Genomic DNA, 23,243 nt, shown 5'->3' with positions numbered 1-23,243 from the left:
TCATTTTTCACATCATTTATTATAAGTGATTTGTGATTATTGAATTATATCTCTATTTTTGGAAACGTAATTTTAATTTTCCCGAAAAACCAAGAATAATAGGGACAAGTATTTTTAGTCATTACATTAAAACATTATAATTTATGAAGAAAATCGTATTGACTTGTGTCCTCGTTTTTTCAGCCTGCTGTGTGACCCTGTTTGCACAAAAGGACAAAAAAGAAAAGGAAACAGTGAAAATAGAATGTTGTTGCGAGGACTGTACCTGCCGCAAGTGTAAATGCGATACGGACTGCTCGGAATGCAGAGGTTGTCGCAAGAATGAAGAATGCAGAAGTTGCGTAGATTGTGATCATGAAGGTCGTTGCTGCGATTATCATCGTCATCACAAGAAACACAGAAGAGGCGGATGTTGCGGAGGATGTTAAACAATCGCTGCCCCAAATTATAAAAAGTGAGGTTGTTCACTTCAAACCGGCACAACCTCACTTTTTATGCGCAAAGAGGCGATGTCTCCGTATGCGGTCATTCCAACCAATGGAATCTTGAACAAAGCCTCCCAAATTTTCAACTGGCAATCCGTTTCTTTCAAATGCCGTTTTATCTCTCCGGTCCTGCATGAAAATAAACAGGGCGTTCTGCCGTATGCCATCGCATTTTGTGTAGAATCGGGTGTGCTCAATCTCCAAGAGACTTTCTTAAAAACAAGTTTTATTACTTGTTTCCTTTTCTCACCCTATATCCTGTCCACAGACACCATACGCATCCTCCTCCCACGAGGAAGACAAACACGTAAGTAGCCACGCTGCCTATGAACACCCGTCCGCTGTGTACTTCCAAAGCGAAGTTCCAAAGCGACATGGGTTGTGTGGAGAGTTCGCCGGGCTGGACAAGTGCATCCGTTCCCTCGTAATATTCCACCACGCATTCCTTTCCCTTGAAATCCGCACTGTAACCCGAAACGGCAAACTTGCCGAAAGGAGGACCGGCTGTATCTTCGGCTTCTTCTCCCGTGAAGTAGTCCGTTACCCAGCCCTGCTGTCTGTCCCAAACGAACAGGCCGCTGAACGAACCGGCCAGCCAGTTCCCCTGCTTATCCTTTTGCCAGACATTCAGCCCCATGACACTGACCGGGGGAGCTTCCTCCACCTTCACGGGAACGGCATCCGGTGAAGCCAGCGAATAAAAACCTTCGGAAGTGGAGAGCAGCCAGTCACCGCACATATCGTCATAGCGCACCATGCGCAGCTTGTCGTGCCAAGGATTAGGGCTGTCTAAGGAAGTGCCGGGCAGAGCGGGTGTCTTAGTCAGAGCCAACGGTATCATGACGGGTGGACGGAGACACCAGCCCGTAACGGCCACCAAGAGGGTCAGTATGATAGTGGTGCGTCCCAGCTTGTCGTGCCACAGCAGGGAGAGGCGTGTCCATCGGGCTTCGCCTTCCGTGTGCCGCCCGTGGCGGTGGCGGCGGCGCATGTCCTTGGGCAGCAGCCAGTAGGCAAGCCCCGTGAGGCACAGGAGAACCAGCACAACAGCCACCGCATCCACAACCAGCTTGCCTGCCGTGCCGAACAACTCCCCGCTATGCAACATCCACACCGTGCGGAAAAGCGTCACCTTCGGCTCGTAACCGTCGGGAACTTTCACCTGTATTTTCCGAAATCCGGCGTGAGAAGACGTGGAGAGATAGAGGTACGAACGTCCGGCAACTACCAGCGTGTCGCCCCGGACGGTGATGTCCGAAAGACGTTCTCCCTCGTCCAAAGGCAGGGGGATTTCTATCCAAGCCGTTCCGTCGTGGCGGTACAGGCCGAACTGGCCGGCGGCATACAGCGTACCGTCGGGTGTTTGCACTATGCCTTTCATGCTACGGTAGTCCGCCCCTTGGGAAAGTCCTTCGTTGAAGTCCGCAAAAGCCGAGGCGGCAGTGTCCGTGCGCCATACCCCGGCTGCACCATAGGCCAGTATATGAGCCACGGAATCCTTGTCCGTATAGCGCAGCGTTCCCCTCAGCAGCCCGCCGTTCCATGCTTCGAAACGATAACCCGCAGGCAGCCACTTCCGGCTGACGTTGATGTCGGCCACCGCTTCACGATGATTCAGCACAATACCGCTCCAACAGAACATGAGCATGAAGAAGCAGAACAGCAACCCGAACCATTTATGATGTTTCCTCCAAGTTATCCGTTTCATGATTTATCTTTTATTGTCGTTTTACATCCGCAGTTTTCTTTCGTCTGTCACAAGCGAGATAAAGCCCGGTTACTGCAAACGAAACCAGAATCAACGCGATTTCCTGCACATGTCCTTGTGGATTTGCCCATAGCCCGTTCAGCAGGTGAATCCGGTCGAAGACCTCTACCGCGATCCAGAAGATAATTACGGTGGCGAAACCGAAACGCAGGCTCATGCCCCACGAAGCATAACGCAACAGCTTGGCGAACATGAACAGCGAACCGATGAAGCCCAGCATCCCGACAAGCAATGTCACCGGATGATGGTCACCAAAAAAACGCTCATCGTAGCAGAACATCAGCACCAAGTAGCACGTCCACAGCATGGTAATGACTTCCATAAAAGCGACAATGCTGGTATGGCGTGTCATGGGGCGTGCGGCGATTTCCTTCTTGTGCTTGCCGAAGAACAAGCGCTGCCACCAGTTCAGGAAATTGCAGCCGTTGGCAGTGCAGAACAGGTACAGCATCATCGTCATGGCCCAGAACCCGAATGTGGACGGAAGTATCAGGTATTCCGGCCGGCTGACAATCTCGCCCGTTACCGGGTCGAGCTGCGCCTGCGTGCCGAAACGGTTGGCATAGTACATAAACAGGAAGTCGATGGCGCCCATCCAGTAAAACATACCGCCGAACAAACCCAACAGCGTTTGTTTGACGTCGCCTTTTATGAATACACCGATAATGACCATCAGCAAACCGAACAGCCCCATTCCCATACCGGCATAGAACTGTTCCACCCCCGCCGTACCGTCTTTCAGCGCACGTGCCAGGATGTGTGTCAGCGGCATGGCAACCAATGTCACAGCGATGGAGACAAACGCTTTAAGCCAGTGCCTTTTTCTCTCTTTTGTTGCTGCCATATCCGGTTTTCTTTATTGGGAAACGGCATTCTTTTTCTTCGCACCCATATACCACAGGTAAACAGCCAGTACAAGGAACGCTGCCAGTATGATAATCATTTCCGTCTTATGCCCCATAGGGTCTACCCATATCTCGCTCAACAAATCCATACGGCCAAGGATCTCAATCGGTGTCCAGAACACGATAACGGTAGCGATTGCCATACGGATGTTGGCCCCCCACGCAGAAAGGCGCAACTGTTTGGCGAAGATAAAGAACGAGCCGATAAAGCATCCGACCCCCACCAACAGTGTCACCGGATGATTCTCGCCCAGGAATACATCATCGTAGCAGAACATCAGCAACAGGTAGGAAGTCCACAGCAACATCATCAGTTCCATGAATGTGACGATACTCGTGTGGCGCGTCATGGGGCGGGCGGCGATGTCGTTCTTCTTACCACGGAAGAGCAACCGTTGCCACCAGTTGATGAAGTTGCATCCGTTCTTTGTACTGAACAGGTACATTACCATAATCATCATCCAAAAACCGAACGAGGCGGGCAGTATGAGATATTCGGGACGGGTTACGATTTCACCCGTCACAGGGTCGAGTTCCGGCTGCGTGCCGAAACGGTTGGCAAAATACATGAAGAGAAATTCCACCCAGCCTGTCCAGAAGAGCAGACCGCCGAAGAATCCCCAGAGTGTTTGGCGCGTATCTCCTTTGGCGAATACGCCGACAATCACCATCGCCATACCTACCGCGCCCATGACAAAGGCCGAATAGTGCAGAACGGTCTCGCTCATCAGATGCTCCATGATAATCATCAGCCCGTGCCCCAAAGGCATGGTAAACAATACCATGAGGAAAGAAGCGATGGCTTTCCACCAATAGCGCCGTTTGGCGGCAGGAGGTGTTACATTTGTTGTTTCAGTGGTCGTTACGTTAGTCTTTTCCATATTCCATTAATTTACGTTTGATACGTTTCTTGTAGAATACTATAATAATTGCCGCAGCAACCAGCATGGCGGCGTGCAGCGTAATTGTAAACTCCCAAGTGGGAGCATTGGGGCTGTCCCCGTACTTGTCTGCCATGACGAAGTGGGCGACCGTTATCGCCGTCAGGAAGACGATAACTGTCGGCCATTTCACCCACCGCCGGTTGCAGAAGCGCATAAAGCGCACGAATTGTCCCATCATACTTTCCGTCATTTCAATTCGTCGCAATAGTAACTGATTCTCCCGCCTTCATCACCGATTTCCACGTTGGCATCGTACCAACTGATAATCTGTATCTTGAAGTACCTCTCTCCGTCGGCGGTACGCACCACATACGTGTGGAACGAAGGGGTGTATGTGGGGGGAGGCCCGGAGAAGCTCATGGCCTGCGACAGCAGCGGGTTGGCATTGGTCTCGGTCGTGGCAGGACCGTTGTTGGGGTCGAACCACGGGTTGGCATCGAAGTCCAGATTGTTTTCCACAAGGTAATGGTTCCAGTCGTTCTGCGACATGGTGACGCGCACGTCGTCCGTGTCAACGACCCATTCCAAGTCGGAAGGCAGTTGTGAAACGCTCGTCCAGTCATCGTAACCGCCATAGCCCAAGTCGGCGGCACCGCCCTGACCGATGCCGCTCGTACCCGAATTGGTACGCATGGTATAGCCGCAGAAAGCCAGATCCCAGTCCGTGCGGTTGATTTGTTCGCCTTCCTTGATGTCCTTGTTCACGGTGTAAGTGTTGAATGACTCTCCCGTGCGGAGGTTGAAGTATATCCAGTCGTTCGTCACCCCTGTGGAATAGCCCGACTTGCGGGGCAGCGTCTTGCCCGTAAAGGGCTGTATGTCGTCATAGTCCACGCAGGAGAACATCGTGAGACAGCCCAGCAGGAGGCTTACCGTTTTGAATAATCCCATACGTTTCATTGTCGTATATTTAATCATTTCTTTTTCCTTAAAGAGTTAATCACATCGTCCAGCATAAATTCCAACTGCACCCATCCGCGTGTTCCCGGCGTGGCGGGCACGTTGAACATCGTGATGCCCGAACCGAGGGTTTTCGGCACGTAGTTGAAGATGTTGTCCACACCGAGCGTCAGTTTTACCTTATTGTAGAAGGTCTGCGACACCGACAGGTTGCACAGCACGTATTGCGGCAGGTCGCAACGGAAGTAGGCGTCATAGCTCTTGTTGTCCTCTTCCACGAACACGCGGTCCTGCACGTCGAACTTCTTGCGTCCCATGTACGAGGCGCTGAACACGGCGTTCAACCGGTAGTTCTTCTTCGTGAACTTGTAGTCCAGACTGGCCGTGGCGGCATGGGGAGAGGTGGTGTTCACCTGTATGCCCTCGTTCTTGCTCACGTTCACGAAGCTGTACGTCCCGTTCAGCGTCAGGCAGTCCAGCACGTGCCAGCGCAGCAAGGCTTCCAGCCCCAGAAGGCGTTGCTTGCTCAAATTGGTGTACTCGAAGTTGTACTGCATGTCGTAGATGCGCCATACGCCCTCGATTTTATCACGGAAATAGTTGCCGTAGGCCGTACCGGACAGGAACAGGCGGTCGTTGCTGTACTCGGCTCCCAGCGAGAAATAATTGTTCTTTTCCGGTTGCATGTTCTCGTTTCCGCGGATCATGAACATGCCCAAATGGTCCCAGTTGAAGAAGAGTTCCTTGATACTCGGAGAACGGTATCCCATCGAATAGTTGGCGCGGATGCTCCACCGTTCGTTGGGCGAATACTTGGCGGCAATCTTGGGCATCCCCATGAAACCGAACGCCTTCGAGAAGTTGGTACGCAGTCCGGCAGATACCATCCACTTGGGGTTGATGGTCCACTCGTCCTGCAAGAAATACTCCGTTTCTTTCAAGGCGCGGGTTTTCAGATCGTGGTTGGCATTGCCGGAGAAACGGTCGGAGGTCAGTTCGTCCGACGTATGTTCCACACCGAAGATCAGGCTGTGCCCGTCGAAGTAGTTGCTCGTGATGGTCAGGCGCGGCTGCCAGATGCTACTCTCGTAGTCCTTGTTGCGCGTGTCGATGCGCTCGTGCCGCTTGAAGCGGTCGTAAAAGTCGGCATGAAGGCTACCCGTAACGCTGAACCAGTCCTTCACGTGGTAGGTCAGCTTGGCTCCCGCCGTCCAGTCACGCGCCTGGCTGAAAGTCATGTCCTGTATCAGGTCATACGTGTTCATGAAGAAGGTGCTCCCGTAAACCAAGACCGAGAGGTCATCGGTCGGGTCGTAATACAGTTTTTGGGAAACCGTGATATGCTCCTTGCCCTCGATGCCCATCGGCGGACGTGAGGACGAGTTGACCACGGTGATGTCGTGCGGAAGGAAGGGATTGGCCTCCTGCGTGTAGACCTTCTTGTCATTCTCCGCCTGATACATGTAGAACGCATCCGAGGAACTGTACCATGCGTCGGTCTGCGAGGTTACTTTCCCCGCCTTGAATCCGGCAGATACCCAGCCTTGCAGGTTGGGGCGGTCGGCATTCTTCTCGAACATATACAAAAAATCCTTCGGTTGCGGATTCTTGTAATTGCGCTCGTTCATCTGTCCGTAGCGCACACCTGCGTCGATGGAAAGCGGTTTGGTCGTTTTCTTCGTGATAAGGTTGATTACCGCACCGGCGGCACGCGAGCCGTACAGCGTACTGCTGGCTCCTTTTACAATCTCGATACGGTCGATGGCGTGCAGGTTGAAACGCTCGTAGTCGAGATTCCCGGCCATGTCGCCCGTCATGCGCTCGCCGTCCATCAGGAACAGCACGTGGCGGGCGTCGAGCCCCTGCATGGAGATTTCGTTTCCGAAGCCCACCTTCTGGATATTCAGACCGGGAGTTTCCTGCTGCAATGCCTGTTGCAGGTTGCTGTATCCGGCTTCGACCAACTGCTTGCCGCCCAAGACTTGCGTCGTAACGGGCGACATCTTGATGGGTCGCGCTGTACGCGAACCGGTGACGACTACCTCGTTCAGTCCCAAATGATCCTCTTCCAGATAGACGGTCTTCTCGGTTTCGGTCGCTTCTATCTTTCCTGTTGCCGGAACAAAACCGACATAGGATATTTTGTAATAATACGTTTTCTTGGAGGGGATTTTCAGTTCCGCCAGCCCGTCCACATTCGTGACGCTCCCCTGCAGGTTTTGCAACGCTTCGTTATCGGCATAGACCACAGTGGCCGCGATGACCGGCTGTTCCGTCCCTTTCTCCAGAACTTTGAGCTTTACTTTACGTTGTGCCTGGGCATTCATACATGCCAGTAAGACACAAAATAAGATGGCTGTTATTCTTTTCATCTGTCTATCATCAAAACATGTTATTCTACACAAAAAAGAGGGAAAGCCGTGTGTCTTACGGTCTTTCCTTCTTTCCTGCAATCGAAAGGTCAAGCCTTGCCCTGTTCTTTCTTGGCTTCTTCCAAGTCTTTTTCGTACTGGGCAAATTCTTCTTCAAAGCGGTCGATACGGCTCTTGTCGATTTCTTGCAGGAAGGTTTCGGTGCGCACGTTCATCATGTTGTAGTCCACGATGAACTCCACTTGCTTGGTGTCCACGTTCAGGAAACCATCTACACGGGCGCCGCTCCCTTCCTGGTTGTCCGCAGCGTCATCGCCGCTCGTGGTGACATTTCCGTCCGTTCCCACGAACTTCACCCAACCGCTGCCGGGGTATTCATCCTTTTCCCAACTGTTGAGTTGCATAAACTTCGTTGCACAGCGGAAGGTGATGGCGAAGGGCATGGCGCCCACGGTGAAGTCGCTCAGGTCGAGCACCATCGTGCCGTCTTCCCGCCAAGAAAAGTTGAATTTGGTGGGGCAACCGCTTTCCAACAGCGTCTTGTCCACACCGCTCATTGTAGCACGGGTTGAGAGCACGAGGTCTCCTACAAGGATTTCCTTCGCCTTATCAATATATTCCTGTGCAGGTGGCTCATTGGTAAGTGAATCGTCACTTTCACACGAACTTAATCCGATTACTGTTGCCATAAGAAGGCTGAATAAAAAGTATAACTTTTTCATTTTGCTTATATAATTTACTTGTTTTGTAATCCATAATTGTTTCCTGTTCATTACCCTTGCCTGCGTGTATTCCGCAAAGGGTATGTAAAGTCATGGTTTTTACATGATTAAAGGCAGGCTTTTTCCGATGGCAAAGTCTGTCTTTGATGTGTACCGCATGTAGGCTTCAGAAGCGGTTCAGGCGGTTTGGATAATTTTGTTTCCTCGCCGTCGGTTGCATACCGGAAGTGTTTTTAGCGGCATAGCAGCCTTGCTGACAGGATAATGGTGTCTTCCCCATTGGGTGAGGTGAATATATTGTGATAATTTTTTCTTAGTAACACACAAAAAAAGAGCTAAGAGAAAGCCGTTTGACAGCTTTCTCCTTACTCTTTCTGAATTTAATTTCGTTGCTTGACAAAATAATGACGAATTATTTTGTTCCAACAAAGTGTACGGATGCAGGGAAATCTGCACCTAAGAACTTACCGGATACTGCCAGAGTAAACTCGATAGTGTTGCCTGTAACTTTGGCATCAGTCAAAGAATCTAACTTCAATGTTACTAAATCCATGCCTAAAATGGTCAAAGTTCCTGCTTTATCACCTTTGAAAGCTGTAATTTCACCGGTTTCTTCATCTACTTCTACTTCCAACTCGATAGTGATATTCCCCGGCATACTTCCGATCTGCGGAAAATCGCAACTCAAAATACCATTTTCAAGAGTATAAGATGCAGCACGTGGCTCATAATCTTCTCCTCTCATTTTGATTTGATCCATTGTACCGTTATAAGTACCTTCGTAATCGCTGATTGCCAATACGGTACTTACACCATCTACATCCATCACTGTGGCAGCGTCAGCAGACTGTGCCATTCCGAAACTTGCTGCAACAAGGGCAGCTCCTAAGAAAAATTTTCGCATCGTTTTTATAATTAAAGTTTAATAAAAAAATAATTACACTTTATTTTTGTTTGTTCAATAAAGTCCTCCAACGGCATCCTTTGTTTTTATCATACGATAAAGAAGAAGTATAACCTAACCTTCTGACCGTATCGTCTGGGTCAATGTCTGTATAATTTGCTTTCAGGAATGCTTGGGTTGATTCTCTATAGAAAGTGTTCTCTGAACAAGCGAAATAAGTACCGGCATATCCATCTTCACTATAGAAAATGGTCAGTTCCGGATAAACCAGATTAAAGTCTTTATTCAAATCACCTATACTGAGTTCTGCTACCATCTTGACATTCGACATGTCAAATGTTTCCAATGCGTCCAAGCATTCAATATCAATTCTGTAGGCTTTCAATTCATTTTTTTCGGGCAATTTGATTTCTTTCAGTATAGGACATCCCAGAACCATCAGACTACTGCCATACGTACCATTGCCTTCCGTTTCTTTATCTCCTTGACCCCAAATAGTGGAATAACTCAAATCTAACTTCTGCAATGCCGGGTTATTTTGGACCCAAGCACTTCGCAAATCTGTAGCATTGGATAAGTCGATATCTTCCACTTCTATATTTTGCAGGATGACTTGGGTTATGAATTTCCCTACTTTTATATTGGGCATAGAAGCTATACTTTCTTCTCCGGCAGAATAAAGGCTGATTTTAGCACCTTCCCAATAAGGATTCTCCACCAGAAACTGAATACCCTCAAAGTTGGTAACATTATCAGCAGGAGCAACAAGCAGTTCCTTTGTTTTCTGGTCGAGTCCCAAATGTTTGCTAAGGTCTATTTGGTCGCCGTTAAACAGATCGGCAAAATTTGTCTGCAAATAAGTGAGCAGGTTTGCGTCGGGCACGTCGCGCAGGGTGGTATAAGTTTGCAGATTGCCGTCGACATCAGTCATCTTCATATCAATGGTGCCGGCGGTGATGGCTTCCTTGTTTTGGCGGTAGAAACGCACGAGATCTTCGATATTCTCTTTAGCGGTTTCCGGAAGGTAAAGTTTGGTAATTTCGTGCAGGTTAGTCACAGTTTCATCACCGTTTTCTTCCACTACGACACTCACAAGATTATCATAGTCGTAGATTTCATTACCCGTCAGGTCTATTCCGGTGATTTGTTCCGGCAATTTGGCAAAGTCGAACGCCGGGCCGTAACCATTGTCCGACAGATCCACATCAGTCAAGTTAGGGAACATGGAAAGTTCTGCCAGTGCGTCTGTGGAAATCTGCGTTCCGGAGAGGTCAAGCGTCGTCGTATTGTTAGCCAAATCATCAAGCAACAGATTGCCGTCCTCGTTGAATGTGTAGCCTCTTTGAACAAGAATGGTTTTCAATTCGGTATTCTGCACGGCACCCGTGCTGTATGAGAGGGTGTTGTCGTCATCGCTGCACGATGCCCCTATCAGCAGCATTGCGAATGCCATCAAACCGACATGCAAATTGTTTCTTTTCATCTTTCTGTGATTTTATTATTTCGTTATTATTATTTCGGGGTGCAAAATTATAACGAGTTTACTCAGAGCACAATACCTAAAAATTGGTATATAATTAGAAGCAAATCACCACTCATTAACTAAAAAAATATAAACTTCGCTCCTGCTTTATAATTGTTTGTTAAAACGGTACTTGAAGGAGAGCATGAACCAACTACCTATCTGCTGCGTGTGTCTCTCCGACAATCCGGAGGAAGAGACGCTGCGGGTAAAGTTCTTTTTCTGGCTAAGGATGTCCGCCCAGTAGAATGACAGTTCCGCCTTCTTCTGTTTGAGGAAACGCCAAGAAAGGGAGGCGTTCCACACTACCTGGTCATCTTCGCCGGGGGTGATGTTCGTCCCGTTGCGGAAAGAATAATCGACATCGCTCCGCAACTGAATGCCGCCGGGCAGGTCGGCGTAGGCGTTCACCCCCAAGCGGTAGTCGCGGGTGTAATCGCCGGTTTCGCGCAAAAGGTTGGTGGAGTGGCGGAAACGCCAGTCACCCGTCAGGTCGAAACCTCCCCATTGGGGCTGGTAGCCAAAACGCAGGTTGGCATTCAGTGTCGTGTTGTGGGTCGTACTGCGCTCCGGCATCTCCTGCTGTCCCTCGTTGATAAGGCTTACGTTCTGGCTGAACGAAGCGCCGGTACGTGCGGTAACGGAAAATCGGCGTTTGATGCGCTTCTGGTATCGCACGGTGGCTCTTGCGTTCCAATTCCCGTTCACATTCACGGGATAGCTTTCTATACCGCCTGTTTGGGTATTGTACGTCACAGCCCGTGTCACACTGTTCACCGTGTTCGCCCAAGTCATGTCTCCGTTCAAACCTATCTTCGTGTCTCGTGCTTCTAAGCGCACCCTTTGGTTGTACGAAGGGCGCAGGCTGGGATTTCCCCGTGTAATGTTCAGCGGATCGCTGTTGTCGGTCAGTGTCAGCAGTTCGGTCAGTCCCGGCTGTTTCGTGTCTCCCTCGTAACTTAGTTGCACCCGTGTTTTCTTTTTGTGCCACAAGACGGTAACAGCCGGGTAGTAGTTCACGGAGGTTCTCAGCGTGTCGGCTTGCATCCGCCCGGTCTTCTGGTCGAGACTCTGCCGTTCGGGAACGACGGACAGGCCAGCGTTGATTTCCCAAGTTCTGTCCGTATAGTTAAGGTGGAGGGCCACTTCATGCGCTGTCGTGTGGCTTCGGCTTCTGTTGCTCAGGCTGTCGGTATAGGCTGCCTCGTAGCCTTCCGGCAGGGTGTACAAGGGTTCATCGTCCGTACCGTCGAAAAAGCGGGACAGGTCGTAGGTATTGCGGTCGTTGTTTTGGTTTTCCCGTCTGAATTTATACGAAAGTTGTGCCCGCAGGCTCTTGTGTAGTGGCTGTGTCAGTATCAGTCCCAAGCTGAATTTGCGGTTTCTGTTTGGGCTGTCATAATATTGATTACGGTAGAGGACGGAATCGTTACCCCACTCATCCTGCAATTGGTAATAGGTGGTGGAGGACACGGAAAACGCCTCGTTCTTTCCTCTCCCCTCCGAGTATTGCATGGTTAGCCCCAAACTGCTGCCTTTCTCGTTCAGCCGTCGGGTGAGGTCGGCGTTCAGGAAATACTGCCGGTTGGCGCTTGTTGAACGGGAGTTCATGCGGATGCCATTCACCCGGATATCGTTTTCCGTTTGGCCGTTTTCTTCCCCATTGAACGGTGCTGTGATATCCAATTCTGGATTTTCATTGTAGGTCGCCTGCCGGCTGTCACTCCCGTTTGTCCCTTTCATCGCACTAAAGCTGCCTGAAAGGTTCAGCAAGGTCATCTTATCGATATTCCATTTCATGCTTAGCATGGTGCTTGCCATGCGGTTGGTGTTGTGGCGGTCGCTGGTCGCATAGCGGTAGCGGTTCCCCGTTTTCAGGTATTGCTCGTAGTAAGATGTCCCCTCGTTCCCATTGATAGCATTGCTGTACATGACATTCCCGTTAAGGTGTATCTTCTTTCCGAACTTTTTCAGGAAGTTCACCGCTACATTGTCTTGGCGGTTGTCTTTGTTTGCGGATGTCATGTTGCGGTTGCCGCTTTTGGCGATTACCGACAGGTTTTCCCCGCCGGTTTTGAAGAAATTGCTGATTAGTTCCGCTTCTTTTTTCTTGTTGTTACCCTTGCCTGCGGCTACGGAAGTCATCAGTGTACCGTTGAACTCCTTCTTGGTTTGCAGGTCGAGCACATAGTTTTCTTCCCCTGTTTTTATCCCCATGAATTTCTCCATTTCGCTACGCTTGTCATACACTTTTATCCTGCTTACCAAATCGGCGGGCAGATTTTCCAAAGCCAGCGCATGGTTTCCTGCAAAGAACGCTTCCCCGTTAACATTGATTTCCGCAATGGGAAGCCCATTATAAACCAAGGTTTTGTTTTGCCTGTCATATTCCAAGCCCGGTATCTTTTTTACCAGCTCTTCCAAGTTCGAGCCTTCGGGAATCCGGTAGGCATCGGCATTGATGACGGTAGTGTCGCCCACCAGTTCCACCTCCTTTATGGGAGCCGTGACCACCACTTCGGACAGTTCAAGACCTTCTGTCAAGACAATGTTTCCGACATGGATTTTCGTCTTGCCTGTATTTAATGCACGAAACTCCGGCTTCATACCTATATAAGAAACTTTCAGCAGGTAAGGCGATTCTTTCTTTGCATGGAAGCTAAGACGGAAATTCCCGCCGGCATCACTCATCACCCCTTTTACAAGGGTGGAATCCCCGGCTTCGAGTACCAAGATATTGGTATAGGGCAACACCTCTTGTCCTTCTCCATTGTTGGAAACGACAAGGGTCTTTCCGGTCACATCCACCCTCTGTTGGGCAAATAGAGTTATCGGAAACAGGAACATAAGTATCAGTCCGAGAACAGATATACGCACAATTACCCGTTATTTTTTTATAGTTTTTAAAAGAAATGAAAAACGGGTACAAAATTACAAGCTTTTACCAGCCGTGCCAATACCAAACAATCGGTATATATAATAACTCATTACTTTAACCTTCAACATATAAAAAATGGTCGGAACGATACAGAGTACAAGAAAACCTGCCGTACAACCGGGTCTTTTCCAGAGCATGGCGTCATGTATGAACCGGACATTTGTCGTGCAAATGAAAGCCTTCCAAAGAAACAAACCCCAGTCCACAATAAAAACAAATCCGGCAACCGTTCTTTTATAGAACCGGCTGCCGGACGAGCCAAATTGCGGAAACTGTTACCGTTTCCCTTCCAGAATCAGAATCGGCCGACCCGCAAAGCATTCACGAAAGCGCTGGCCTCTTCTCCCGTATAATGGAGTACGGAAGATGCCGGTTCGTAAGCGTAAGGAACATACTTCAGCAACTGGACGGCAGCGAAGTTACCGTCCTGCGAAACCATGTAGTCCATCCGCACACCGCCGTCCTTCTTCGGCAGTACCTCTGCCTTGCCGTCAAAAGTCTTCTCCTCCAGCAACCGCCCCAATACAGAGAGGTCGCCCGCATCGAAGAAACAAGAACCTTTTTTCACCAAACTGCCGGTCGGAACGTATATCAGACTCCTTTTTCTTATCATCAGGCGAATACCTCCGGCCACCAGAAAGGCGATTCCGCCGACCAGCAGGACAGGACCTGACGCGGAAGAGGAATCTTCCACTTTCGACGAGAAAAACAGAAGGCACAGTCCCACCGCACAAAAAAGGAGGGAAAGAATAAGAGCCGAAATATTGGTAATCTTCTTTATATCGGGATGCGCTGCGGAAAACAGGGTTTCGGCAGCAGAAATGTTTTGATTCATACGGATTGAAAATTTTATTTTTGCTGATTGTTCAATAATAAGATATACTCACGACGAACAGCCACACCCCGCTTTTCAGCCAAGTGTAACCGTCAGTATAAACGATAAAAAAACAAACCGCTAAATCAGAATCCGTCTCATCCCGAAGATATAATGCTCGCAGGCATTATCCCAGTTCGGGCTACGGGAAGAGTCATGCACGAGGGTACAACAATAGGTCAGGTTGTTCATGCGGCAAATGAGATACCGCTGTAAAATTCGGAGAAAATGGGCCGTTTCCACAGATATGTACCGAAGATGCATCCCCTTTACCGATGCGCCGGCACGGCAAGCCACATCGGGGATTTCCCCGATTATGCCTGTTATGTCGCTGTCCTTTTTTTGCCGGATAGAGTCTCTGTCATGGAATTGCTGAAAAGAGGCGTTGTCCGTATTTCGGACACAACATTCCTGCGCAGCCGCCACACCGGCCGCCGGAACATGCAGCGCCCCGGAATTGCATACCAAGGCCAGCAGCACCAACGATAGAACAGCAACGAATCCTTTCATACCTTAATTTTGCCTTGCAAAGGTAAGCATAAAGGCATTTTTTTACCATTCCCGTGAAATGATTAACAAAAATAAACGGAATCATCTGTGTTTTCCACCCGCAGGACTTAATGCGGGGGCCTCTCTGGATTCGGCCAGTGCCGCCACGCACTCTTCGCGTATGGACTTGATGTAATCCAGTACCATTAACGGATCGACACTTTTTCCATCGAGCTTGCAGGAAATATGCAGGTGTTCGCTGGTGCTGCGTCCTGTAGAACCGGTAATACCGACGACATCCCTCGGCCCGATAGCAGCCCCTTTCCGGGTAAGGATACGCGACAGGTGGCAATAGCTGACCGTGTAGTCTCCATGCCGTAAGGTCACATACTTGCCGGAGGATTTGTCCTGCCCGACTTTCACTACCACTCCCGCCATCATGGCCATCACCTCGTCGCCCCGTGCGTGGAGGTCGATTCCGTTGTGAAACTTCTTTTTTCCGGTAAAAGGATCTTTCCGATACCCATAAAGCGAGTTGATTTTCATCCGGTGCAGCGGATAGCTTACGCTAAGGTAACGCTCTATCCATACGTGTTTGCAGGTGTCGGCGGGCAATGCCGGGGCGGCGTCTCCTGCCGACGGTAAGGAGTCTTGGACGGAAAGCATGTTTCCGGGCAAGGTCGCCACATTATCCCTACCGGCAGAAACGACTTCAACCCTGTATCGGGACGGCACGGTCGAGACCGTATTGAATTGTGCTTGAACGGGGCCTGCGATACTTGCAGCACCCGCCATCAAAACCAGTAGTTTCTTTCTCATGCGGCAAATATAACCAGCCCTGCCCAAGATGTCCCGTTTCCACGGCCTTTTTCGACCAAAGTACAACAAAAAAAGCATTCAGAGTATGAATTTATGCGCAAAATCATACTCTGAACATAAAAATAAACTCTCTTAATACACTAATATTATTCTATTATATACAAGGGAATGAAAAGAATCTATCTTTGCAAAGTGTAATTCAAAATACAAAATTAAATATGAATGTAGTACGATTTGAACTAATTGAATTGCCCTATCCGACACTGGCCCGATTCGGGCTTACACAGGAGATGATCGAGGACTTGCCGATGCGTGTCCTCGATGAGATTTGCGACGGCAGACACTCTCCCGTGCTTCCGGTCCGTGTCCGTGACGAGAAGGGAGAACTAATCGAAAGCCGCAGCCGCTTCGCCCTTGTCCGTAGAGATGACGGTCTGTCGGACGTGGTATTTTATCCCGTCCTGGAATCCTCGCCACTGGAACGCTACGACGAGGCGCAACAGAAACAACTGCTCGCAGGCAAGGCGATTCTTGCCGATGTGGAGACGGCAGACGGACGGCACAGCAAGGCATTCGTGCAGATAGACGAGGAAACGAAGCAGGTGATGTATATCCCCACGCCGATTATCGGGCGCAACCTGCAAGTGCTGGCCGACATAATGCACCTCGGTACAATGGAGGTAAACAGTATGCAGAACGGCGAACCGCTGACACTGGTCGTGGACGATGAACCCGTCACGGTGGGCATCGACCTGCATGACAAGACCGGCATCCGCTTCTGTTCGGGCGACAGCCAGAAATGGAAAGAACAGCCCAAACGCGAGTGGGACAAGTACACTTTCGGCGTGTACGGCTGCTGGGTGATGGACGATGACGGCAACCTCGACTATGTTCCCGAAGAGGAATATACCGAAGAACTGTGGAACGAACAGAAGAAAAGCGCCGAGCGTAACCGTGCGGCGGGAGTTCACAAATAATATCTTAACATCCAGCGAATATGGCAGAACACCAATATTATTCCGAAGAGGTACTTATCGAGAAGATGGAGCGCGGCGAATACGGCTGGCTCGACTATGTGAATCATTTCTCGCCCGAATGGCAGGAGGAATATGCCCGCTATTGCAAGGAGCACAGCCTTATGGCGGGCAACGAATCCGCCGCCGAGTTCGTCCACTACAAGGACGAGCAACTGGAGGCGGCGATGGAGAACGGAGATGCATAACGGAAACCCTTTTTAACAACGGATTATGGCGATACGAAAGAATACCAACCCCCGAATGATGGACCTGCAACCCGAAATGCAGGACATATTGAGGCGTAACGGTATGCAGGCCCACGTGGTCAGCGACGGCACGGGCTACCGGCTCGTGGTGCAGGGCCACGATTCGCCGCTGCTGACCTACGACCTTACCGAGCGTCAGATGTTGGCCCTGACGGACTGGGGAACAAACTCGGCCAACAAGAAAGCCTACAACGTGTTCACGAGCATTGTAGGGAAAGACTTTTATATGCCCAAGAACTTCGTCCATGCCCGCAATGCCAACGGTCGTGTCGCTATGGGGCTGCACGGCTACCGTATCGGTATCGGCGAATACGGGCATGTGGGACGGTTGGGTATGCCGCCCCCGTTTCTCGGCTGGACGCCACGCCACCAGTGGGGCTTCCATCTGCGGCGGGTCGGCGGCCAACTGTTCTATCCGGGACCGCCCGTTGTCCCTGAACGGTGGGACGGACGCATGAAGCCGGGCGAATTGCAGTCGGGCGGCTACGGCTTCTATTACAAATACAAGGCCGGACAACCGGTGCAACCGGCACAACAGGCCGACGTCCTGCAAAACCTGCAGACGGTCATCACGCCGCTGGTCAGCCGTCCGCGCAGCACGGAACCGGCCCGTACCTACAAGGAACTGATAAGCTCTCCTGTCTATTTTTCCAACGAGAAATGGCAGGAATGTCTTGCCTCCCACGGCCTTATCGTCGATAAGGAGGCACGGACACTGACCGTACAGTCCGAAAAGGTGACCGCCGATCTGGTCTATGACCTGACGGAAGAAGAAACGGCCGTCCTGACCTCCAACTCCATCGAGGAACAACCGGTCGAGAAGCGGCTGGAAGTCCTGAACGGGGTTATCGGGGCGGATTTTGCCGACAAGGTAACGATGGCGGACCTCGACAGCAAACAACGTATCGCCCTTGGTCTGCACCCCGAAGTACAGGAGGAACTGACGCAGCGTCAGCAACAGGAGCAGGAAATCCTCTCCCCACTGGAAAACCAGCTCCGGCAGGAGATGCCGTATGGTGCGGCTGCTTCCGTCGATGGACGGGATATTTCCGTCCTTGACGAGCGCAAGGGCTGGTACCGAGAAGAACGGCACGGCAGGGAGGTCGAGGTCGGCGAGATAGCCGTACACCCGTCCCCCATAGAGGGCAAGTACAAGATGACGGCCGTCATCGACGGGCAGGTCATCAGCCACGAGATCAGCCAGAAGGATTACGACAAATTCCTTGCGGTCGATGACTACCACCGCATGAAAATCTTTTCGAAAATATTCAGCGAGGTGGACATGAAGATGCGGCCGGAAGCACAGCGCGGTCTCGGCGTGAAGATTTTCGCCGCCCTTGCGGCAGGAACGGTCGTCACGGCGGGTGTCGTCCACGGCCTGCGGCATCATCATCACGGTCCGGAGTTCTACGGTGAGCGTTTCGGAGGCGAGCCGCGTCCGTATTTCAAGCCCGGTGTCGATACGCCGAGGGACGTGGCTATACGCAATTTCGAGGCACAGATGAATCAGGATATTAACGATATGAGAAGAGGGAGATAAAGACAATTATGAGAGAAGGAGACCTTACCTACGACGACTTCCTGCAAAGGCTGAACATTCAGGACGTGCTGATTGACGCGGGCTACCACCTGAACCGGCGCGACGGCCTGCGCTATCCCTCGTATGTCCGTCTGGACAGCGAGGGACGGCGTATCCGTGGCGACAAGTTCATCGTGACGCAACAGGGAAAGTGCTGCTTCCAAGCACAGCAGCAGAAAGTCTATAACATCATCTCGTTCATCAAGGCGCACCCGCAGTTTTTCGCTGAATACCGTGCGGGCATGTCTCCCGACCGACTGGTGAACCTCGTGTGCAACCGGCTGCTGAACCATCCCATCGAGGACCGGACAACGCGGATTATACAGCCCAAGCGGGACATCCGCCCGTTCGACATCGCGAACTACGACCTGTACAAGTTCAACCCGCAGGACCGGGAGACACAGAAGAAGTTCTATCCTTATTTCAAGAGCCGGGGTATCGACCTCTACACCCAGTACGCCTTCCACCGCCACTTCTGTCTGGCGACGAAACACCGTGAGGACGGTGCGGCATACACCAATCTCGCTTTTCCGCTGACCTTGCCCAAAGGCGACGGCACGGTCGTGGGCTTCGAGGAACGGGGACGTGCAAGAATGGACGGAAGCGGCAGCTACAAAGGCAAGGCCGAGGGCAGCAATTCGAGCGAGGGGCTGTGGATTGCCAGCCCTGCCCAAACCCCACTTGCGGAAGCTAAGCGTATCTATTGGTTCGAGAGTGCCTACGACGCGATGGCTTATTACCAGCTTAACCAGAAATGGGACAAGGAACTGCGAAAGGGAGTGTTCGTTTCTACCGGCGGGGCACCGAGCCAACAGCAGTTCAAAGCCATGATAAAGGCCACTCCACGCGCTTACCACCATCTCTGCTTCGACCAGGACCGTGCCGGACAGATCTTCGCCATCAACTTCGCGCTCACCCAGGCGGGCAAGACATTCACCAGCAACGTGACGAAAGACGACAAACTGCTGGTCCGTATCAGTGGCGAGGAGAACCAGAACTACGAAATAAAACTCGAACCCTTCGACTTTCACAGGATAATCGGCACGCTTTTACGTCCCAAAGAAATCTATCGGGAAGATGGTACGCTCGACTATCGGACAATCGGCGACGGATATTTGCAGGAGATGAGCATGGTGTGCCAAGACGAGTACGAGATAGCCCTTGCCGAGGGTTCGGCCAGTGAGGAAACACTGGAGGGCATGAGACAAAATATCATGGCCATAGAGGATGCGATCCGTAATCTTCCCGCTCCCGGCGAGGACAGCACCGACCTTATTGTGTACGAGCCCGCTGAAAAAGGCTATAAGGACTGGAACGAACAGCTCTTGGCAAAGATCAGGCTGCAAGAATCAGTTCACGAAGAGCCGGCCAGAAGAGAAGAACCCGAACAGGAACGGCAAGCACGTTTCCACCGATGACAACGCAGTACCCCCTACATGAAACAACAAAAGAAAAGAGAAGACAATGAATGACAAGAAATTGACACATAATGATTTTTTGCAAAGACTCGATATCCGGGATGTACTGCTTGATGCCGGGTATCGCCAGAACCGACGCTTCGGACTACGCCTCTCCTCGTTTATCCGCACGGACAGTGAGGAAAAGCGTATCCGGGGTGACAAGTTCGTCATAACGCAACAGGGAAAATGCTGTTGCCAACCACCCCGGCAGAAGGAATACAACGTCGTTTCGTTCATCAAGGAGCACCCGGCGTTATTCGCGGAATATTATGAGGGAATAGACCTGAACCGGCTGGTAAACCTCGTGTGCAGCCGCCTGCTGAACATCCCCTTCGAAGAATACGAGGTGCAAACCGTACCGGTCAAGCAAGACCTACGACCATTCGATATAACAGACTACGACCTGCACAGATTCAACCCTCAAGACCATGAGATGCAGGAGATATTCTATCCCTATTTCAAGAACCGGGGTATCGACCTCAGCACGCAGAATGCTTTCCACCGTCATTTCTGCCTGGCAACAAAACACGGCGCAGACGGTGCGGCATACACCTGTCTCGCTTTTCCACTGACCTTGCCCAAAGAGGGCGGTACGGTCGTGGGTTTCGAGGAACGGGAACGTATGAGAATGGACGGATGCGATAGCTATAAAGGCAAGAGCGAGGAAAGCAATGAGAGCGAAGGGTTGTGGATTGCAAGTCCTGCCGGAACACCTCTTGCCGAGGCCAAACATATCTACTGGTTCGGGAGTACCTATGACGCGATGGCCTATTACCAACTCCATCAGGCGAAGAACAAGGATTTGAGAAAGGCGGTCTTTATCTCAACGGGCGGCAAGCCTATCGGGAAACAGATGAGAGAGATACTTGATCTTACCATCCCTGCCCGGCAACATATCTGTTTCGATAATACCCGGAAAGGGTCGAATCTCACATGGGATTTGCAAAAGGAGATATGCCGCTCAGTACGTTTTGCCATAGAGGAAACGCCGGAGAGGAAACCCTATCTCGATTCCATACCGGACGGCGGGGATTTGACAGACGGAGAATTTTACCTATTGCCCAAGGGTGGTTTGCAAGAAATCTGCATACGGTTCGACGCCGAATCGGAAGAAGCGGAGTCGATGCGTTCGAGCGGGTTGTGTGCCCCGGAAGACGTGCAGGACCAGATAGATACCACGAACAAGTGCTACCGGGAATATCGAGAGAAACTACGGGAGTTCCTTGGTATTGACAGGGAGCATGATGTCTCCATTACCTGGGAAAGTCCGGATTATCGCCATACGAGCTGGAACGAACAGCTTTTGGCTGAACAGAAACGTGAAGAGACTGTCGGGCAGGAGTCGGAAAAAGAAGAAAACGCCGGGCAGGAACGACAGATACACTTTCGCCGATGACCATGCCATATACCATACAAGATGTCCGGAACATTATCCTGCGCCCGCACGCCGGGCAATTCGTCATCGACGAACTGCCATTGATATTCATGTGCATGGCGGGACTGGTGTACGGCGGCATGGAAGGTATGCCGCTTGGCGGTATGGCGACGGTCATTGCCTTGTTTCTGTTCCTCGTGCTGCTGTATCGTTTCATTTGCCTGCGCCGGATATGTTACCGGGTCGGCAACGAACAGCTTGTCTGCGAGCGGGGACTTTTCTGCCGCAGGGTGGACTACATGGAACTGTACCGTATCGTGGACTTTCAGGAACACCAGAGCCTCCTGCAACAGCTTTGCGGTCTGAAAACGGTCGTTATCCTTTCGACGGACCGGAACAGCCCGAAGCTCGACCTTATCGGTATCCGGCGCGGAAACGACATCGTGGCGATTATCCGTGAACGTGTGGAAATCAATAAACGAAAAAAGGGAATCTATGAGATTACGAATCATTAGCATATGGGTGGTCTTTGTGCTTGCCGGTCTGCTTCCGCAATTGGCCAAGGCGCAGGTTGCCGCTTCGAACCCGTTGGAATGGGCAGCCTTGGCCGAGGGAAACGAACTGATAAACGGCCAGATAGACAAACAAATCAAAGGGCAGACACAGACCGCCCTGATGCAGAACAGTATCGCAGCGGAGTTCAACCGCATACATGAGTGGGAAAAGCAGTACAACAGTTACCTCAAGACGGCGAACGGTTATGCTTCGTCGCTGAAAGCCTGTACCCACCTCTATAACGACGGCGTGCGGATTTTCCTCACGCTGGGAAAACTGGGCAAAGCCATCGGGGACAACCCGCAGGGCATCGTCGCCAGCATGAACATGAACAACCTCTATATCGAGACGGCGACGGAGCTGGTTTCCGTGTTCACGTTGCTGAACGACGCCGTGGCCAAAGGCGGCACGGAAAACATGCTCACGGGGGCGGAACGGAGCAAAACCCTGTGGGCTTTGAACGACCAGCTCGCGGCATTCAGCCGGAAACTGCATCTGCTCTATTTGAGCCTGCGCTATTATACCCTGAACGACGTGTGGAACAACATAACGGCGGGTATGATAGACCGCAGCAACGGCGAGGTGGCCCGTCTGGCCATGTCCCGCTGGCGCAGGGCGGCAGCCATCGCCCGTTGAAAAAAGGATAATAAAAAACGAAGAACGATGAAGCGGATAATCTCGATATGGATTCTGTTGCTGTGCGCCGGTATCTCGAAGGTACAGGCGCAGAACGATGCGACCCTTGCGGGAATGATTCTGGTTTATACCAACAAGGCCGAGAAGGAACTGAAAAACCAAGAGAAGGTCATGCTGATGCAAACTACAGGGCATGTGTGGACGAAGGAAGAAGTGGAAGGCACGACGGACTTGCAACGGGAGTTCAACAATTACCTGAACTCGTTCCGCTCGATTGTCTGCTATGCGGCTCAGATTTACGGTTTTTACCATGAAATATCGCAGCTTACAGACAACATGGGCGACTTCACCAAACAATTGAGCAGACATTCGACGGGTGCATTGGCCGTCGCCCTCTCCACGCGGCGCAACCAGATTTACCGGGAGATGATATTGAACAGCGTGGAAATCGTGAACGATATACGCACGGCCTGCCTCTCGGACAACAAGATGACGGAAAGGGAACGTATGGAGATCGTGTTCGGCATACGTCCGAAACTCCGGTCGATGAACCGGACGCTGCAGCGACTGACCAAGGCAGTGAAATACACCACGATGGGCGACATCTGGCGGGAAATCGACGAGGGCGCACGCCCTGTCGCGGACAAGTACGACATCGTGAAAGCCGCCCAAAGACGCTGGCGGCAAATTGGAAGAAATGTAAGACCCTAAAAA

General features: G+C 51.2%; 23 protein-coding genes. 9 read left to right on the top strand and 14 right to left on the bottom strand.

Annotated elements, in window-relative coordinates; translation table 11 throughout:
• The first annotated feature begins 143 nt into the window (after positions 1 to 143).
• On the top strand, positions 144 to 428 hold the full coding sequence (locus AB5062_RS06930) for a hypothetical protein (protein ID WP_164932424.1): 285 nt from the start codon (positions 144 to 146) through the stop codon (positions 426 to 428).
• Positions 429 to 469: 41 nt separating this feature from the next.
• Here the strand turns inward: AB5062_RS06930 and AB5062_RS06925 are convergent, their stop codons facing one another.
• The 14 genes from AB5062_RS06925 to AB5062_RS06860 form a co-directional block, all read right to left on the bottom strand.
• The gene (locus AB5062_RS06925) at positions 470 to 652 is read right to left on the bottom strand and encodes a hypothetical protein (RefSeq protein ID WP_054349832.1); all 183 of its coding nucleotides are present in this window, start codon (positions 650 to 652) and stop codon (positions 470 to 472) included.
• Between the two features lie 62 nt (positions 653 to 714).
• Positions 715 to 2,193, bottom strand: a complete 1,479-nt coding sequence (locus AB5062_RS06920; protein ID WP_007569370.1) for a PepSY domain-containing protein — start codon at positions 2,191 to 2,193, stop codon at positions 715 to 717.
• Positions 2,194 to 2,203: 10 nt separating this feature from the next.
• Complete coding sequence (locus AB5062_RS06915) at positions 2,204 to 3,097, bottom strand: hypothetical protein (protein WP_007569372.1); 894 nt, start codon at positions 3,095 to 3,097, stop codon at positions 2,204 to 2,206.
• A gap of 12 nt (positions 3,098 to 3,109) precedes the next feature.
• Positions 3,110 to 4,039, bottom strand: coding sequence for a hypothetical protein (locus AB5062_RS06910; protein WP_007569373.1), 930 nt, complete (start codon positions 4,037 to 4,039; stop codon positions 3,110 to 3,112).
• Entirely contained in the window at positions 4,026 to 4,280 is a 255-nt protein-coding gene (locus tag AB5062_RS06905) for a hypothetical protein (protein ID WP_225719307.1), read from the bottom strand. Before AB5062_RS06905 ends, AB5062_RS06910 begins: the two co-directional genes overlap by 14 nt.
• 8 nt (positions 4,281 to 4,288) lie before the next feature.
• Positions 4,289 to 5,002 (bottom strand): HmuY family protein, encoded by a 714-nt coding sequence (locus tag AB5062_RS06900; protein ID WP_008655044.1) that lies wholly within the window; start codon positions 5,000 to 5,002, stop codon positions 4,289 to 4,291.
• A gap of 14 nt (positions 5,003 to 5,016) precedes the next feature.
• Complete coding sequence (locus tag AB5062_RS06895; RefSeq protein ID WP_008655042.1) at positions 5,017 to 7,374, bottom strand: TonB-dependent receptor; 2,358 nt, start codon at positions 7,372 to 7,374, stop codon at positions 5,017 to 5,019.
• A gap of 89 nt (positions 7,375 to 7,463) precedes the next feature.
• Complete coding sequence (locus tag AB5062_RS06890; RefSeq protein WP_044301994.1) at positions 7,464 to 8,096, bottom strand: DUF4903 family protein; 633 nt, start codon at positions 8,094 to 8,096, stop codon at positions 7,464 to 7,466.
• A 412-nt stretch (positions 8,097 to 8,508) separates the two neighbouring features.
• A complete protein-coding gene (locus tag AB5062_RS06885) occupies positions 8,509 to 9,000 on the bottom strand; it encodes a hypothetical protein (protein ID WP_007569380.1) in 492 nt (163 codons plus the stop codon).
• 40 nt (positions 9,001 to 9,040) lie between these two features.
• A complete protein-coding gene (locus AB5062_RS06880; protein ID WP_007569382.1) occupies positions 9,041 to 10,483 on the bottom strand; it encodes a hypothetical protein in 1,443 nt (480 codons plus the stop codon).
• Between the two features lie 147 nt (positions 10,484 to 10,630).
• Positions 10,631 to 13,369 (bottom strand): outer membrane beta-barrel protein, encoded by a 2,739-nt coding sequence (locus AB5062_RS06875; RefSeq protein ID WP_007567535.1) that lies wholly within the window; start codon positions 13,367 to 13,369, stop codon positions 10,631 to 10,633.
• 386 nt (positions 13,370 to 13,755) lie between these two features.
• Positions 13,756 to 14,187, bottom strand: a complete 432-nt coding sequence (locus tag AB5062_RS06870; protein WP_229533186.1) for a hypothetical protein — start codon at positions 14,185 to 14,187, stop codon at positions 13,756 to 13,758.
• Positions 14,188 to 14,415: 228 nt separating this feature from the next.
• Positions 14,416 to 14,844: a hypothetical protein gene (locus tag AB5062_RS06865; RefSeq protein ID WP_007567540.1), complete on the bottom strand. Its 429-nt coding sequence runs from the start codon at positions 14,842 to 14,844 to the stop codon at positions 14,416 to 14,418.
• Between the two features lie 81 nt (positions 14,845 to 14,925).
• Positions 14,926 to 15,720, bottom strand: a complete 795-nt coding sequence (locus AB5062_RS06860; protein WP_007567541.1) for a M23 family metallopeptidase — start codon at positions 15,718 to 15,720, stop codon at positions 14,926 to 14,928.
• 140 nt (positions 15,721 to 15,860) lie between these two features.
• Here AB5062_RS06860 and AB5062_RS06855 point away from each other — a divergent pair, with 140 nt between their 5' ends.
• From AB5062_RS06855 to AB5062_RS06820, 8 genes are read left to right on the top strand one after another with little or no spacing between them, the layout of a single operon-like run.
• Positions 15,861 to 16,619, top strand: a complete 759-nt coding sequence (locus AB5062_RS06855) for a DUF4099 domain-containing protein (protein WP_007567550.1) — start codon at positions 15,861 to 15,863, stop codon at positions 16,617 to 16,619.
• Positions 16,620 to 16,639: 20 nt separating this feature from the next.
• On the top strand, positions 16,640 to 16,864 hold the full coding sequence (locus AB5062_RS06850) for a hypothetical protein (protein WP_007567552.1): 225 nt from the start codon (positions 16,640 to 16,642) through the stop codon (positions 16,862 to 16,864).
• A gap of 25 nt (positions 16,865 to 16,889) precedes the next feature.
• On the top strand, positions 16,890 to 18,464 hold the full coding sequence (locus AB5062_RS06845; RefSeq protein ID WP_007567553.1) for a hypothetical protein: 1,575 nt from the start codon (positions 16,890 to 16,892) through the stop codon (positions 18,462 to 18,464).
• Between the two features lie 8 nt (positions 18,465 to 18,472).
• Positions 18,473 to 19,921, top strand: coding sequence for a toprim domain-containing protein (locus tag AB5062_RS06840; protein WP_007567554.1), 1,449 nt, complete (start codon positions 18,473 to 18,475; stop codon positions 19,919 to 19,921).
• A 46-nt stretch (positions 19,922 to 19,967) separates the two neighbouring features.
• Positions 19,968 to 21,359, top strand: coding sequence for a toprim domain-containing protein (locus tag AB5062_RS06835; protein ID WP_007567560.1), 1,392 nt, complete (start codon positions 19,968 to 19,970; stop codon positions 21,357 to 21,359).
• The gene (locus AB5062_RS06830) at positions 21,356 to 21,853 is read left to right on the top strand and encodes a PH domain-containing protein (protein ID WP_007567564.1); all 498 of its coding nucleotides are present in this window, start codon (positions 21,356 to 21,358) and stop codon (positions 21,851 to 21,853) included. The genes AB5062_RS06835 and AB5062_RS06830 overlap by 4 nt, the downstream gene beginning before the upstream one ends.
• Positions 21,834 to 22,529, top strand: coding sequence for a hypothetical protein (locus AB5062_RS06825; protein WP_007567566.1), 696 nt, complete (start codon positions 21,834 to 21,836; stop codon positions 22,527 to 22,529). The genes AB5062_RS06830 and AB5062_RS06825 overlap by 20 nt, the downstream gene beginning before the upstream one ends.
• Before the next feature lie 27 nt (positions 22,530 to 22,556).
• Positions 22,557 to 23,240 carry a hypothetical protein gene (locus tag AB5062_RS06820; protein WP_008655035.1) on the top strand — a complete coding sequence of 228 codons (684 nt, stop codon included), beginning with the start codon at positions 22,557 to 22,559 and terminating at the stop codon, positions 23,238 to 23,240.
• Positions 23,241 to 23,243 lie beyond the last annotated feature (3 nt).

The sequence above is a fragment of the Phocaeicola sp. RTP21359st1_B8_RTP21360_211022 genome (assembly GCF_040911965.1).
Taxonomy (GTDB): Bacteria; Bacteroidota; Bacteroidia; order Bacteroidales; family Bacteroidaceae; genus Phocaeicola; species Phocaeicola vulgatus.
This window is presented reverse-complemented; position numbering and strand designations above follow the sequence as displayed.